Source organism: Cypionkella sinensis (genome assembly GCF_042646385.1).
Lineage (GTDB): Bacteria > Pseudomonadota > Alphaproteobacteria > Rhodobacterales > Rhodobacteraceae > Cypionkella > Cypionkella sinensis.
Map to the genome: position 1 here is coordinate 326313 of NZ_JBHRTO010000002.1, position 13854 is coordinate 340166.

At 63.1% G+C, this 13854-nt stretch carries 12 protein-coding genes; 3 read left to right on the forward strand and 9 right to left on the reverse strand.

All coding sequences use genetic code 11. The features are described 5' to 3' along the window. Positions 1 to 227: 227 nt before the first annotated feature. Positions 228 to 1202 carry a methylmalonyl Co-A mutase-associated GTPase MeaB gene (gene meaB / locus ACFOGH_RS16785; RefSeq protein WP_380074315.1) on the reverse strand — a complete coding sequence of 325 codons (975 nt, stop codon included), beginning with the start codon at positions 1200 to 1202 and terminating at the stop codon, positions 228 to 230. A 242-nt stretch (positions 1203 to 1444) separates the two neighbouring features. Here meaB and hrpB point away from each other — a divergent pair, with 242 nt between their 5' ends. Then, a complete protein-coding gene (hrpB, locus tag ACFOGH_RS16790; RefSeq protein WP_380074316.1) occupies positions 1445 to 3871 on the forward strand; it encodes an ATP-dependent helicase HrpB in 2427 nt (808 codons plus the stop codon). Between the two features lie 140 nt (positions 3872 to 4011). Here hrpB and ACFOGH_RS16795 read toward each other — a convergent pair whose 3' ends face one another. Next, complete coding sequence (locus ACFOGH_RS16795) at positions 4012 to 4902, reverse strand: GGDEF domain-containing protein (protein WP_380074317.1); 891 nt, start codon at positions 4900 to 4902, stop codon at positions 4012 to 4014. A 199-nt stretch (positions 4903 to 5101) separates the two neighbouring features. On the opposite strand from ACFOGH_RS16795, the gene ACFOGH_RS16800 reads away from it, so the two are divergent. After that, positions 5102 to 5890, forward strand: coding sequence for a peptidoglycan-binding domain-containing protein (locus ACFOGH_RS16800; RefSeq protein ID WP_380074318.1), 789 nt, complete (start codon positions 5102 to 5104; stop codon positions 5888 to 5890). A gap of 54 nt (positions 5891 to 5944) precedes the next feature. On the opposite strand, the gene ACFOGH_RS16805 is transcribed toward ACFOGH_RS16800, so the two are convergent. Next, entirely contained in the window at positions 5945 to 7180 is a 1236-nt protein-coding gene (locus tag ACFOGH_RS16805) for a urate hydroxylase PuuD (protein WP_380074319.1), read from the reverse strand. 92 nt (positions 7181 to 7272) lie between these two features. Here ACFOGH_RS16805 and ACFOGH_RS16810 point away from each other — a divergent pair, with 92 nt between their 5' ends. Further along, complete coding sequence (locus tag ACFOGH_RS16810) at positions 7273 to 8199, forward strand: LysR family transcriptional regulator (protein WP_380074320.1); 927 nt, start codon at positions 7273 to 7275, stop codon at positions 8197 to 8199. Positions 8200 to 8311: 112 nt separating this feature from the next. On the opposite strand, the gene ACFOGH_RS16815 is transcribed toward ACFOGH_RS16810, so the two are convergent. From ACFOGH_RS16815 to ACFOGH_RS16840, 6 genes are all read right to left on the reverse strand, one after another. Further along, the gene (locus tag ACFOGH_RS16815) at positions 8312 to 9076 is read right to left on the reverse strand and encodes an SDR family NAD(P)-dependent oxidoreductase (protein WP_380074321.1); all 765 of its coding nucleotides are present in this window, start codon (positions 9074 to 9076) and stop codon (positions 8312 to 8314) included. Positions 9077 to 9164: 88 nt separating this feature from the next. Continuing rightward, positions 9165 to 10223, reverse strand: coding sequence for a dipeptidase (locus tag ACFOGH_RS16820; protein ID WP_380074322.1), 1059 nt, complete (start codon positions 10221 to 10223; stop codon positions 9165 to 9167). Between the two features lie 75 nt (positions 10224 to 10298). Beyond that, positions 10299 to 11048: an ABC transporter ATP-binding protein gene (locus ACFOGH_RS16825; RefSeq protein WP_380074323.1), complete on the reverse strand. Its 750-nt coding sequence runs from the start codon at positions 11046 to 11048 to the stop codon at positions 10299 to 10301. Between the two features lies 1 nt (position 11049). Further along, entirely contained in the window at positions 11050 to 11880 is an 831-nt protein-coding gene (locus ACFOGH_RS16830) for an ABC transporter ATP-binding protein (RefSeq protein ID WP_380074324.1), read from the reverse strand. After that, the gene (gene nikC / locus ACFOGH_RS16835) at positions 11877 to 12782 is read right to left on the reverse strand and encodes a nickel transporter permease (RefSeq protein ID WP_380074325.1); all 906 of its coding nucleotides are present in this window, start codon (positions 12780 to 12782) and stop codon (positions 11877 to 11879) included. Before nikC ends, ACFOGH_RS16830 begins: the two co-directional genes overlap by 4 nt. Then, positions 12779 to 13837: an ABC transporter permease gene (locus ACFOGH_RS16840; protein ID WP_380074327.1), complete on the reverse strand. Its 1059-nt coding sequence runs from the start codon at positions 13835 to 13837 to the stop codon at positions 12779 to 12781. The genes nikC and ACFOGH_RS16840 overlap by 4 nt, the downstream gene beginning before the upstream one ends. Between the last annotated feature and the right edge of the window lie 17 nt (positions 13838 to 13854).

Consider the following 13854-nt stretch of genomic DNA (forward strand, 5'->3'; position numbering starts at 1 on the left):
ACATCACCTGCCGCGAATCAACCTGACGGTGCCGAGGCAAGCGCTTGCGAATGAATTCCGACAATCAACGCGGCATCGCGGCACCTTAGGCCAAAAACCGCTGACGGGATGATGACAGCCACCAAGAAAAAACACCGCAAAACCGGCTTTCCACAACATATGGTAGAAAAACGCGAAAATTGGCAGAAAAAACACAAGTCATTCCCAGATGGGAAAGGCTCAGCGCGTCAGGCGCGGTGCAACAGCGCAAGCACTTGCCGGGCTGCGGCTTCGGGTGTGCTGCGGCCCTCGGCCACGGCCTGCCCCTCAGCCGCCACGATGCCGCGCGTAGGCTCCACTTCCAGCACCGCAAGCAGGCCGCGGCGCAATTCCTCGGTGAACCAATGCTGCGCCTGCTGGCCGCGCCGCGTGGCCCAATGCCCCTGCGCGCGCCGCCAATCGGCCAGCGCCTGCATTTCGGCCCAAGCGGTTTCAAGCCCATCCTGTTCCAGCGCCGAGACAGTCATTGCCTTCGGATAGCCGGGCGGGTCTTGCGGGCGCTTGCGCAGCAGCCGCAACGCACCGGCATAATCGGCGCAGGTGCGCAGCGCAGCGGGTTTCAGATCACCGTCGGCCTTGTTGACCAGGATCAGATCGGCCATTTCCATGATGCCGCGCTTGACGCCCTGCAACTCATCGCCACCAGCGGGGGCCAGCAGCAGGATGAACAGATCGCACAACTCTGCGACCACGGTTTCGGATTGGCCGACGCCGACAGTCTCGATCAGGATGATGTCAAAGCCCGCCGCCTCGCACAAAGCCACCGCCTCGCGGGTGCGCCGTGCCACGCCACCCATCTGGGCCTGGCTGGGCGAGGGGCGGATGAAGGCCAGCGGATCGCGCGACAACCGCTCCATCCGCGTCTTGTCCCCCAGGATCGAACCGCCAGAGCGGGCCGAGGAGGGATCGACCGCCAGCACAGCCACGCGCTTGCCCTGCCCCGTCAGCAGCAAGCCAAAGCTTTCGATGAAGGTGGATTTACCCACCCCCGGCGTGCCCGACAAGCCGATGCGCAACGCCTGTTTGCCGTTGCCCACGGCCTGCAGCAACTCCAACGCCTGCGCGCGGTGATCGGCGCGGGCGCTTTCGACCAAGGTGATGGCGCGGGCAAGGCTGCGGCGGTCGCCGGTTTGCAAGCTGTGGGCGAGAGGGGCGATATCCATGGCGACTCCTTTCGCAGGTTTTGCCCGATGCCGCGGGGTTTGGCCAGTGCGGGCTTGAAACAGGATGCCCTTGAAACAGGGGCGGCCTCGGGTGGCATCGAGCCACCCCTCGGCCGCGCTGCCGGGGAATGGTTTGGCGGCGGGGTGCTGGTGGCAGCCGGGGAGCCTCCGGCGGGGATATTTTTGGACAGATGAAATCAGGGCGTGCTGGCAAATTGCACTGGCATCGCGGATAAGCGGGCATGATCAGATTGCCGATAGAAGATGTGTTGAAGGATGTGCGCGCGGCGGTGGCGGCGCGCGGGATGGTGGTGTTGCAGGCGCCGCCGGGGGCGGGCAAGACCACGATGGTGCCACTGGATTTGCTGGCCTCGGGGATGATCGCGGGGCGGATCGTCATGCTGGAGCCGCGCAGGCTGGCGGCGCGGGCGGCGGCAGAGCGGATGGCCGAGACTTTGGGCGAGGCGGTGGGGGCGACGGTGGGCTATCGCATCCGGGGTGAGGCGAAGGTGTCGCGCACCACCCGAATTGAGGTGGTGACGGAAGGTATTCTGACCCGGATGATCCAGAATGATCCGGGCTTGGAGGGTGTCGGCGCGCTGATCTTTGACGAGTTTCACGAGCGCAGTCTGAATGCTGATCTAGGCCTGGCGCTGGCCTTGGAAATTCGCTGCGCTTTGCGCGATGATCTGGTGTTGGTGGTGATGTCGGCGACGCTGGATGCCGAGCCGGTGGCGGCACTGATGGGCGATGCGCCGGTGGTGACTTCGGCGGGGCGGGCTTATCCGGTGGAGACCCGCTGGCTGGGGCGCAGCCCGGATGCGAGCCTGCGCTATGAGGCCGGGGTGGCGGGTTTGGTGCGGCAGGCGGTCGAGGAGACGACGGGCGGGGTTCTGGTGTTTCTGCCGGGGGAAGGTGAAATCCGGCGGGTGGAAGGCTTACTTGCGGGTTTGCCGGGGTGCGAGATCCGCCCGCTGTTTGGCGCGATGGATTTTGCGGCGCAGCGGGCGGCTTTGGCACCGACGGCGGGGCGCAAGGTGGTGTTGGCGACTTCGATTGCCGAGACCTCGCTGACCATCCCGGACATTCGGGTGGTGGTGGATGGCGGGCGGGCGCGGCGGGCGCGGTTTGATCCGAACTCGGGCATGTCGCGGCTGGTGACAGAGCGGGTGACGAAGGCCGAGGCCGAGCAGCGGCGTGGGCGGGCTGGGCGCGTGGCCGAGGGGATTTGCTATCGCTATTGGACCCGCGGTGAGGAAGGCGGGTTGGCGGCGTATCCGCCGGCAGAGATTGAGGCGGCGGATTTGACGGGCCTCGCGTTGGAACTGGCGCTTTGGGGGGGTGAGGTGGGGTTTCTGACCACACCCAATCCGGGGGCGATGGCCGAGGCGCGCGCTTTGTTGGAGGGGTTGGGGGCGCTGGCCGAGGGACGGATCACGCCGCATGGGCGGGTGTTGGCGGGGCTGCCGGTGCATCCTCGGCTGGCGCATATGCTGGCGGTGGCGGGGCCGGAGGCGGCGGTGTTGGCGGCGGTGCTGGGTGAGCGGGATGTGTTGAAGGGCGCGCCGCCTGATCTGGCGTTGCGGATGGCGGCGGTGGCGGACCCGCGGCGGTTTGAGGCCGCGCATCCGTGGCAAGTTTTACGCCCGGTGGTGGAGCGGGTGAAGCTGGAAGCGCGGCGGTTGGCGCGGGCGATCTCAAGCAGCGATGCGGGGTTCAGTCTGGCGCAGATGGCGGCGCTGGCCTACCCGGATCGGGTGGGGCTGCGGCGCAAGGGGGAGGCGCCAAGGTGGGTGCTGTCGGGCGGCAAGGGGGCGGCGATGGCGGCGGGCACGCCATTGGCTGGGGCGCGGTTGATCGTAGCGACCGATCTGGATGGGGACGCGCGCGAGGCGGCCGTGCGGCAGGCGGTGAGCATCAGTGAGGCGGAACTGCGGGCGGTGCATGGCGATCAAATCGGCTGGCGTGAGGTTTGCTTCTGGTCGAAGCGGGATGGCCGGGTGATGGCGCGGCGGCAGGAATGTTTCGGCGCGCTGGTGCTGGCGGATCAGCATTGGGATGCGCCTGCCGAGGCGGTGGCGCGGGCGGCGCTGGAGGGGATGCGGCTGAATGGGTTGCATTTCACGCCTGCGGCGCGGCGGCTGCGGGCGCGGGTGGAACTGGCGCGGGGGGGTGGTGAGGATTGGCCGGATTTCAGCGATCAGGGCTTGCTCGACAGCGCCGAGGCGTGGCTGCTGCCACATCTGACAGGGGTGCGGACGGAAGCGGATTTGCGTGGGTTTGATCTGACTGAGGCTTTGAAGGCGCGGCTTTCTTGGGAGCAGGTGGCGCGCCTCGACAAGCTGGTGCCGGGGGCGTTTGAGACGCCGTTGGGGCGGCGGGTGCCGATTGATTATGATGGCGAGGTGCCGGGGATTGAGGTGCGCTTGCAAGAGATGTTCGGGGTCACGCAGCATCCGGTGGTGGGGGCGAAACGTCTGCCGCTGCGGGTGGTTCTGACCTCGCCGGGGCAGAAGACGATTCAGGTCACGATGGATTTGCCGGGGTTCTGGAAATCTTCCTATGCGGATGTCAGGAAAGATATGCGCGGCCAGTATCCGCGGCATCCCTGGCCGGAAGATCCGACGGTGGCAGAGCCGACCCTGCGGGCCAAGCCGAGGGGGACGTGAGGGCGGTCCCAACTCGGGACCATTTTGGGACTTTGTTTTTCAATGGGTTGCGAGGCGTCGATTACGATTTGCTAATCTTTGACCCTGAAACTGCCTGATGAGCAAAGCCGAAGCCGACTGATCGCCAGCCGCTGCGGCTGTCAGGTTGCGGGTTGCGCACCTGAAATTGCCCCCATCCCCGCCCCCGCCAATTCCGATGTCGTGACCCGGTTGCGGCCCTGCGCCTTAGCGGCGTAGACGGCGGTATCGGCTTGCCTGATCGTCTCGGCAATGTCGCCGCCCGCTGCGGGCGTGACGGCCACGCCGAAAGAACCTGTCACCGCCGCCCCCTCAACCTGAACCTTGGCGACAAGGGTTGCGCGGGCACGCTCGGCCACCGCCTTGGCTGCAAGCAGATCGCCCCCCGGCAGAAAGATGACAAATTCCTCTCCGCCAAAGCGCGACAGCACGTCGCCGGTGCGGACCGCCGCCGTCAGCACCTGCGCCGCTTGCCGCAGCACCGTGTCGCCAACGTCATGGCCGAAGCGGTCATTCACCGCCTTGAAATGATCGAGATCGACATAGATGATCGCCCCGACGGCAGCTTGCGGAACGCTTTGATCAAAGCCACGCCGGTTCAGCAGGCCAGTGAGCGGGTCGGTGTTGGCAACCGATTTCTTGCGGCGCAGATCAAGGTCAAGATCGCCGATAAGGCGATTGGTCATCGCCATGATCTTGCCGATTTCGTCGTTGAACTGGCCGGGCAAGTCCTGCTTTTCGCGGCGAGATTCAAAGGCCTCCATTGCATCGCGCACGAAGAACAGCGGCTGAAGAATGGCGCGCAGGCCGTAAAGCGTGGCGGCGGTGCCGATGAGGGTGGCAAGCAACATCACGATGCAGATTTCAAGATTGGCCATGACGCCGCCACGCTCGGCCAGCAGGAAATAGACGGTGGCGATCAGTGGAATATGGGTGCCGATGAAGGCGATCAGAAACACTTTGGCAGGAAAGCTGTTGGGAAACAGCCGGGCAAGACCAGCGTAGGTTTTCATGCGACCTCTTTTTGCTGTCTCGACTGACAGTTGCGCGCTGGCGTTGATAGCATATCGCCCCAACCCGGCAATCGGTTTTGTCGGACGTCGGCACTTAACTGCGCGGTGGCAACGCGGTGCAACCGTTTGGTTGTTGGCGCGTTATCTTGCGAACTTATGTTCTGGCCAATCGGGCCGGACTCTTGAAAGGATGCACATCATGCGGATGTTGACTTTGCCAATGGTGCTGGCGGCGAGCCTTGTGGCGACGCCGATGGTTCATGCGCAGACCGATCTGGGCGACGTTGTTTCCGGTATTGCGCAATCCCTGATCACGCAAGAGCTGGACAAGAAGGCCTATCTGGAGGCGCAGCGCGTGAATACGGTGCGCGGCTATCGCAGCTATCTGGCGCAGTATCCGAAGGGGATTTATCGTCGCAACGCCGAGCAGGCGCTGGTGCGGCTGGGTGCTACGGTTGAGCCTGCACCGGGCACATCCGATCCGGTCATTCCCTCGAATGGCGCGAGTGCGGCACAAGTTGAGGCTTCGTTGGGTCTAAGCCGGTCGCAGCGGGTGTTGATCCAGCAGCAGTTGACGGCAGTGGGGTATTCGACCGGCGTGGCCGATGGGCTGTGGGGGTCGAAAACCCGCGATGCGATCAGCCGTTGGCAGAAGGCGAACAAGTTGGGCGTGACCGGCTATGTCACGGCGCGGCAGGTGACGCTGATCGCGCAGCAGGCGGGCGACAAGGTAAAGCCCACGCCGGGGCAGCCTTCAGCGGGCGATGATGCGTTGCAGGAAAGCTTGTTGAGCCTGACCTCTTATGAACGGCGCGAGGTGCAGCGGCAGTTGACCCTGCTGGGCTACAACACCTATGGCGTCGATGGGGCCTTTGGCAGCAACACAAGGCGGGCGTTGGCAAGCTGGCAGCGTGATGAGAATTTGCGTGCCAGCGGTTATCTGACCGCCGATCAGGTGCGGTTGCTGCGCAAGCAAACCGGCGGTTGAAGGGTCAGGAGTGGCGCAGCGGCCCCGGTTTGACGCCGAGGCCGCTGTGCTGTGTTAGCTGTTCTGGCCGCCCTGCCCCGCCGATTGAAACCAGCGGCGGATGGTGTCACGCTCGGGCTGTTCCATATAGCTGAGGTTGGCGGGCGGCATGGCGTGGGTGAGGCCCGCTTGCAGGTAAATGCGCTGCGCTTCGGCGGCGATTTGCGCCGGGGTTTCCAGCACCACATCCTTTGGCGGCCAATAGATGCCTTCATAGACCGGCTCGGCAGCGTGGCACATTGAGCAGCGGCCCTGCACGATGGATACCACATCCTCAAAGCCTGCGGCAGAGGCATAAGCGAGGGCGGGTCCGGTCAGGGCGGCTTCCTCGGGGCGGTGGCGCATCGGCGCTGTGGAGAGCCAGGCGATGATCAGGAACAGGATCACCGTAACGAGCCATGTCCAATGCGGGTTACCCTTGCGGGCGTGTTTGGTGTTGAACCAATGCCGGATGGTGACGCCCATCAGGAACACCAGAGAAGCGATCAGCCAATTGTATTCGGTGGCAAAGGCCAGCGGGTAGTGGTTCGACAGCATCAGGAACAGCACCGGCAGGGTCAGGTAGTTGTTGTGCGTGCTACGCTGCTTGGCGATCTTGCCGTATTTCGGATCGGGGGTGCGACCGGCTTTCAGGTCAGCGACCACAATGCGCTGGTTCGGCATGATGATCATGAAGACATTGGCGCTCATGATCGTGGCGGTGAAAGCGCCAAGGTGCAGCAGGGCGGCGCGGCCCGAGAAGACTTGGGTATAGCCCCAGGCCATGCCGACAAGGATGATGTAGAGGCCGATCATCAGCCGGGTATTGTCGTCGCCAAAGCGGCTTTTGCAGATCAGATCATAGGCGATCCAGCCGAAAGCGAGGCTTCCGAGCGAGATGGCGATGGCTTGAGTTTGCGTCAGGTCAGCGACTTCCGGGTCGATCAGATAGATGTTGGCGCCAAGGTAATAGACCAGAAACAGCATCCCAAAGCCGGAAAGCCAGGTGGTGTAGCTTTCCCATTTGAACCAGGTCAGATGCTCGGGCAGCATTTCCGGGGCCACGAGGTATTTCTGGATATGGTAGAAGCCGCCGCCGTGGACCTGCCATTCCTCACCATGCGCAAGCGGTGGCAGGCTGGGGGTTTTGCGCAGGCCAAGGTCTAGCGCGATGAAATAGAACGATGATCCGATCCAAGCCATCGCTGTGGTGACATGCAGCCAGCGCACGGCCAGTTCGACCCATTCCCACAGCACGACCCAGTCATACATTCGGCATTCTCCTGTTTGGGATAGGCTATACCGCCGGGCATTGATCTGTTAATCCTGAAAACGCCGGGAATACTTTCAAGATTGGCGCGAAAATGTCCTATGTCAACACGATCAAGATGTTTGTCCGGGTGTATGAACTGGGGTCGATGTCGGCAGCGGCACGCGATCAGCGCACCTCGCCGGCTGTGGCTTCGGCGCGGATTTCGGAACTGGAGAAGCATCTGGGCGTGCGGCTGTTTTCACGCACCACGCGCAGCTTGCAGCCCACCGAGAATGGCCGGATTTTCTTTGAAGGTGCCAAGCGGGTGCTGGAGGCCATCGACGAGGCCGAAGCCGCGGTGATGGATGTGACGCAAAACCCGCGGGGGACGATTTTCGTTTCGGCCCCGCTGGGAGTGGGGCGGCGGTTCATTGCGCCGCATGTACCGGTGTTCAAGGATATGTATCCGCAGATTGACGTGCGGTTGCGGCTATCCGACCGGATCATTGATGTGACCGCCGAGGGGCTGGATGTGGCGTTTCATCTTGGGATTCTCGAGGATTCCACACTGAAAGTGCGGTTGATCGCCGATTGCCCGAGGGTGTTATGTGCCGCCCCTGCCTATATCGCGCGGCGCGGGATGCCTGCGGATGGCGCAGCATTGGTCGCGGAAAAGCATGATTGTCTGAACTTGCGGTTTCCGGGGGCGAAGGAGTTTCAGTGGGCGTTGCAGACGCCCGACGGGGTGCGGCGCTATGAGATCACCGGGCCGTTTGAGTCAGACGACGGCGATGTGCTGACCGGTTGGGCACTGGACGGGCGCGGCATCGTGATGAAGCCAGTTTTTGAAGTCGCAGATCACCTGCGATCTGGCGCGCTGGTGCCGGTGGCAGTGGCCACCCCGCCGCTGCCGACGCAGCTTTCCAGCCTGTCGCAGCATCGGAGGTTGAAAGACCCGAAGGTCAAGCTGTTCACCGATTTCATGGCCGCACATGTGCGCGATGCAGTGCGCGGGGCGACCAGCGGGAACGCCGGTTGAGATGTGCGCGCGCCGCGCGGGAGTACTTTTGCCAAGATGAAACTGCGGCGGACTTCATCTTGGCAAAAATACTCCCCCCGGAGGGCTCTACAGCCGAACCGGGCGCACGCGATCAAGTCTCATACGGCCAGTTGGCTTGGCTGAAGGCACCGCCATCAACCCAGAGGGTTTGCCCAGTCACGAAAGCAGCGGCGTCCGAGATCAGGAACAGCAGGGGGCCGGTCAGGTCTTGTGGTGTGCCGACACGGCGCAGGGGCGTGACGCGCGCCCAGGTGGCATCGTAATCGGGGGCCTCGGCGGCGGTGCGCGCGGTGGCGATGGCGCCGGGGGCGATGCAGTTGACGCGGATGTTGTGGGGGCCAAGTTCAACCGCGGCAATCTTGGTGAACTGCTCGATACCACCCTTCGAGGTGGTGTAATCGACCAGTTTCGGGAAGGCGAGTTTGTTGCAGCCTGACCCAAGCGTGATGATGGCGCCCGGATGGCCTGCGGCAATCATCGCGCGTGCGGCGGCTTGGGTGTTTAGGAAAGTGCCGCGCAGGTTGGTGGCAAGGGTGCGGTCCCAATCTTCGGGTTTCAGATCCAGCAGGGATGACCATGTTTGGATGCCTGCGTTGTTGACCATGACCGAGGGGGCGGCATTGGCCCATTCGGCAGCTTCGGCATGGAAGCGGGCGGTTTGGGACTCATCCCCTGCGTCAGATTCCCAAGCGCGGGCGCGTTGTCCGAGGGATTCGACTTGTGTGATCAGGGTTTCGGCGGCTTGCGCTTGGCCCAGATGCGTGAAGCCCACATCATAGCCAGCGCCCGCGAGGGCGGTCACAAGGGCGTGGCCGATGGCAGAGGGGCCTGCGGTGACGAGGGCGAGTTTGGACATGATGCGGCCTTTGTAGGGTGCGTGACTTCACGCACCTTTACATGTGGGTGAGGTGTCACGGAAGGTGCGTGAGATCACGCACCCTACATCATGCGCCCCAAGTGCGATCAAGCAGCGCCAGCCAGTTGTCGTAGCAGATTTTCTGCACCAAGGCCGTGCCATAGCCGTGGTCCAGCATGGCTTGTTGCAGGGCGGGTTGGCCGGTGACGTCGCCGATGCCGTCGGGCAGGGTTGCGCCGTCGAAATCAGACCCGAGGCCGAGGTGGTCTTCGCCGAGGTTTTCCAACAGGTGATCAAGGTGCGCGAGGACATCTTCCCAGCCCATATCGCCGCTCTGTTTGCCGTCGCGGCGCAGGAACGAGGTGGCATAGTTCAGGCCCACCATGCCTTTGGATTCGCGGATCATGTGCAACTGGCGGTCGGTCAGGTTGCGGCTGCTGGGGGTGATGGCATGGGCGTTGGAATGGGTGGCGACCAAGGGCGCATCCGAGAGCGCTGCCACGTCGTTGAAGCCCGCCTCGTTGATGTGGCTGAGGTCGATCATGATTTTCAGCTCATTGCAGGCGCGGATCAGGCGTTTCCCGGCATCGGTCAGGCCCTCGCCCGTGTTCGGCGAGGACGGGAAGGCGAAGGGGACACCGTGGCCGAAGATGGTCGGGCGAGACCACACCGGGCCGAGCGAGCGCAGGCCCATGGCGTGGAAGGCGTAGAGGTTGTCGAGGTTGGCGTCGATGGCCTCGGCGCCTTCCATATGCAAGATGCCGACGATGGTGTTGGCTTTCAGGCAGTCGCGGATTTGCGCGGTGGTGGTGCAGAGTTTGAACTGGCCTTGGCTGGAGCGCTCCATCCACAGGAACTGGCGGGCCATCGACATGGCGATGGGGAGCGCTTCGGGTTCGGTGATCAGATCGCCCAAGGGGATGCTGAAGGGCGGATTTTCCATCTGCGCCATATAGTCGGGGGCGTCGTGGGCTTCGGGCGAGGGGATGTATATGGCGAAGAAGCCGGCCTTGAAGCCGCCTTTCTGCATCCGGGGCAGGTCCAGGTGGCCTTTGCCTTCGCCCGTCAGCCAGATTGCCTCGCGGTTTTCGGGGTGGTTGTGCAGGCGGAGCAGCAGGTCGTTGTGGCCGTCGAAGGTGGGGAACATTTGGTAAGCCTTTGGGTTTTGGGCAGGCGGCTGGGGCGTTGCCCCAGACCCCAGGATATTTAGAGACAGATGAAATCAGCCTTCGAGCATGCGGTCGGCGGAGGCCGCGAACAGGCTGCGGGCATAGTCAGTTTTCATCTGGGCGGTGGCGAGGGCGTCGCGGCTGAGTTCCTCGACCGCTTTGCCATGCTGCATCACGAGGATACGGTCGCACATGTGGTCAATCACGGCGAGGTCATGGGAGACCATCAGGAAGGTGAGGCCGCGTTCAGCGCGCAGGCGTGAGAGCAGGTTGAGGGTTTCGGCTTGGACGCTGGCGTCAAGCGCCGAGGTGGGTTCATCCAGCAGCAGGATTTCCGGTTGCAGCATCAAAGCGCGGGCGATGGCGACGCGCTGGCGCTGGCCGCCCGAGAGTTGGTGCGGGTAGCGGAAGCGGAAGTTGGGCGGCAGGCCGACATCGGTAAGTGCCTTGGTGATGGCGGCATCGGTCAGGGGCAGGCCGTGGATTGCAAGCGGTTCGCTGAGGGTGCGGTCAAGGGTGTGGCGGGGGTGCAGGCTGGCGTAGGGGTCTTGGAACACCATTTGCACTTGGCGTGAAAACGCGCGGTCATGGCTGATCGCTTTGCCGTTGATGCGGATTGTGCCGCCGGAAATCGGGGCCAGCCCGCAGATCGCGCGGAGGATGGTGGATTTGCCAGAGCCGGATTCACCCACCAGACCGAAGGATTCCTGCGCTTTGACGTTGAGCGAGACGTTTTCCACCGCGCGGACCTGACGGCCTTGCGCGGTGAAGGTGACGGAGAGGTTTTCGATCTCGATCAGCATGTCAGTTCGCCCAACTTGCATCGCGGTCAAGGCTTGGCAGAGGTGCGCGGTTGCCGCCAATACGCGGCAGGCAATTCAGCAGGCCTTGGGTGTAGGGGTGTTTGGCGTGCATGAGATCCTTGGCCGCGAGTTCTTCCACCACTTTGCCCTTATACATCACCAAAACGCGGTCGCAGAAGCGCGCCACCAAGCGCAGGTCGTGGGAGATGAAGATCAGGCCCATGCCGCGGGTTTTCACCAGATTGTCGAGGATCGACAGCACCTCGGCCTGCACGGTGACGTCGAGGGCGGAGGTCGGCTCATCGGCGATCAGCAGATCGGGGTTCGGGATCAGCATCATCGCGATCATCACGCGCTGGCCCATGCCGCCGGAAAGTTCGTGCGGGTAAGCCTCCATCACCCGTGCCGGGTCGCGGATTTGCACTGCGTTCAGCGCGTCGATGGCTTTGGCATAGGCCTCGGGTTTGGAGACTTTATCACGCTGGCGCAGGCCTTCGGTCAGTTGGGCGCCGACTTTCATCACCGGGTTCAGCGAATATTTCGGATCTTGCATCACCATGGCGATACGGGGGCCACGCAAGGACCGCATCTGGGTTTCGGAGGCCTTCATAAGATCAATGCCGTCGAAGGTCATCTCATCGGCCTCGATCTTGCCCGGGGGGCGGATCAGGCGGAGGACAGAGCGGCCTGTCATGGTTTTTCCCGAGCCGGACTCGCCCACGATGCCAAGGCGTTCGCGGCCCAGATCAAAGGATACGCCACGCACGGCCTCTACTCTGCCTGCTTCGGTGTCAAAGGTGACGCGGAGGTTTTTGACGGAAAGCAGGCTCATTTGCTGGCACTCTTGGGGTCTAGCACATCGCGCAGGCCGTCACCCAGCAGGTTGAAGCCAAGCGAGACGATGAAGATGGCAAGGCCGGGCATGGTGGCGACCCACCATTGTTCAAACAGGAACTTGCGGCCTGCCGAGATCATCAGGCCCCATTCGGGCAGGGGGGGCTGGACGCCAAGGCCAAGGAAGCCGAGGCCGGCGGCGGTGAGGATCACGCCGGCCATGTCGAGGGTGACGCGGATGATCACGGAAGGCAGGCACATCGGGATGACGTGGCCCCAGATGATGCGGATGGGGCCCGCACCTTGGAGTTTCACCGCCGCGATATAGTCGGAGTTGCGCACGGTGAGGGTTTCGGCACGGGCGACGCGGGCATAGGGCGGCCAGCTTGTCAGCGCGATTGCGAGGACTGCGTTGACCATGCCGGGGCCGAGGACGGCGACGAGGGCGAGGGCGAGGATCAGCTTGGGGAAGGCGAGGAAAATGTCAGTGATCCGCATCAGTATCGTATCGACCCAGCCGCCGAAATAGCCCGCGACGGTGCCGATGATCAGGCCGACCACGGGGGCGGTCAGGATCACCAACAGTACGATGTAAAGCGTGATGCGGCTGCCGTAGAGGATGCGCGACAGGATATCGCGGCCAAAATCATCGGTGCCAAGGATGTTGCCGGGGGTGCCGGGGGGCAGCAGACGCCGGGAGAGTTCCTGCGTGATCGGATCATGCGGCGCGAGGAGCGGCGCGAAGATGGCGATGAAGATCAGCACCAAAGAGATCGTCAGACCAATCATCGCCAAGGGGTTACGGCGCAGGCGCAGCCAGCTTAGATAGCTTTGGCCAAGCCGCGATTGCATCCGCGAGGCGGGGTTGGGGTCGCGCAGCCATGTGGTGAGTGTGCTCATACCCGTGCCCTCGGATCAACCAAGCGATAAAGCAGGTCTGACAGCATGTTCAGCCCGATATAGGCGATGCCAACAACCACGGTGCCCCCCAGAACGGCGGGCATGTCGGCGACCATCAGCGCATCGGTGATATAACTGCCAAGCCCCGGCCATGCGAAGATCGTCTCGGTCAGCACAGCGCCTTCCAAAAGGTAGGCGTAGGACAAAGCGATCACCGTGATCAGCGGCACCATGACGTTTTTCAGCGCGTGGACCCAGATCACCCGGCGCTCGGGCATCCCCTTGACGCGGGCGGTGGTGATGTATTCTTGCCCCAACTCGTTCATCATGAAGCTGCGGGTCATCCGGCTGATATAGGCCATCGAGATATAGGCCAGAATCCCGGCGGGCAGGATGATGTGGGAAAACGCATTGGCGAACATATCCCAACGGTTGTTCAGCGCGGTATCCAGCAGGATCATCCCGGTATATTGAGTGATTTCAAAATCATAGGACATTTGATAGACGGCATCCAAACGCCCCGGTCCGCCGACCCATTCAAGCTGGCCATAGAACAGCAGCAGCCCCATAAGCCCCAGCCAGAACACCGGCATCGAATAGCCCATCAGGCCAATCAAGCGGGTGGATTGGTCGAAAAAGCTGCCGGGTTTGGTCGCCGCAATCACGCCCGCAGGCACGCCCAGCAGCACGCCCAGAATGGTGGCAAGCGTGGCAAGCTCCAAGGTGGCGGGGAAGCGTTGCGCGACTTCTTCCAGCACAGGCTCTCGCGTGCGGACAGATGTGCCAAGATCACCGTGCAGCGTGTTGTTCACGTAGATCCCGAACTGCTTCCACAAGGGTTCGTTCAGGCCCAACCGTTCGCGGGCTTCTTCCATCTGCGCCTCAGACGCGCGTTCTCCCAAGATCGACAGAACGGGATCGACCGGGATCACGTTCGAGATGAAGAACGTCACCATCAGCAAGCCGAGGAAGGTGACAAACAGCGTAACAACCGTGCCGCCGATCTGGCGAAGCAACGGCAGGACGCGCGAAGACGGGCTGGGGATGCTGGTCATGGGGAAATGGGGCGCCC

Excerpts from the sequence above, each read along its gene's own strand:
- meaB (WP_380074315.1), bottom strand. The coding sequence starts at position 1,202 with ATGGATATCGCCCCTCTCGCCCACAGCTTGCAAACCGGCGACCGCCGC.
- hrpB (WP_380074316.1), top strand. The coding sequence starts at position 1,445 with ATGATCAGATTGCCGATAGAAGATGTGTTGAAGGATGTGCGCGCGGCG.
- ACFOGH_RS16795 (WP_380074317.1), bottom strand. The coding sequence starts at position 4,902 with ATGAAAACCTACGCTGGTCTTGCCCGGCTGTTTCCCAACAGCTTTCCT.
- ACFOGH_RS16800 (WP_380074318.1), top strand. The coding sequence starts at position 5,102 with ATGCGGATGTTGACTTTGCCAATGGTGCTGGCGGCGAGCCTTGTGGCG.
- ACFOGH_RS16805 (WP_380074319.1), bottom strand. The coding sequence starts at position 7,180 with ATGTATGACTGGGTCGTGCTGTGGGAATGGGTCGAACTGGCCGTGCGC.
- ACFOGH_RS16810 (WP_380074320.1), top strand. The coding sequence starts at position 7,273 with ATGTCCTATGTCAACACGATCAAGATGTTTGTCCGGGTGTATGAACTG.
- ACFOGH_RS16815 (WP_380074321.1), bottom strand. The coding sequence starts at position 9,076 with ATGTCCAAACTCGCCCTCGTCACCGCAGGCCCCTCTGCCATCGGCCAC.
- ACFOGH_RS16820 (WP_380074322.1), bottom strand. The coding sequence starts at position 10,223 with ATGTTCCCCACCTTCGACGGCCACAACGACCTGCTGCTCCGCCTGCAC.
- ACFOGH_RS16825 (WP_380074323.1), bottom strand. The coding sequence starts at position 11,048 with ATGCTGATCGAGATCGAAAACCTCTCCGTCACCTTCACCGCGCAAGGC.
- ACFOGH_RS16830 (WP_380074324.1), bottom strand. The coding sequence starts at position 11,880 with ATGAGCCTGCTTTCCGTCAAAAACCTCCGCGTCACCTTTGACACCGAA.
- nikC (WP_380074325.1), bottom strand. The coding sequence starts at position 12,782 with ATGAGCACACTCACCACATGGCTGCGCGACCCCAACCCCGCCTCGCGG.
- ACFOGH_RS16840 (WP_380074327.1), bottom strand. The coding sequence starts at position 13,837 with ATGACCAGCATCCCCAGCCCGTCTTCGCGCGTCCTGCCGTTGCTTCGC.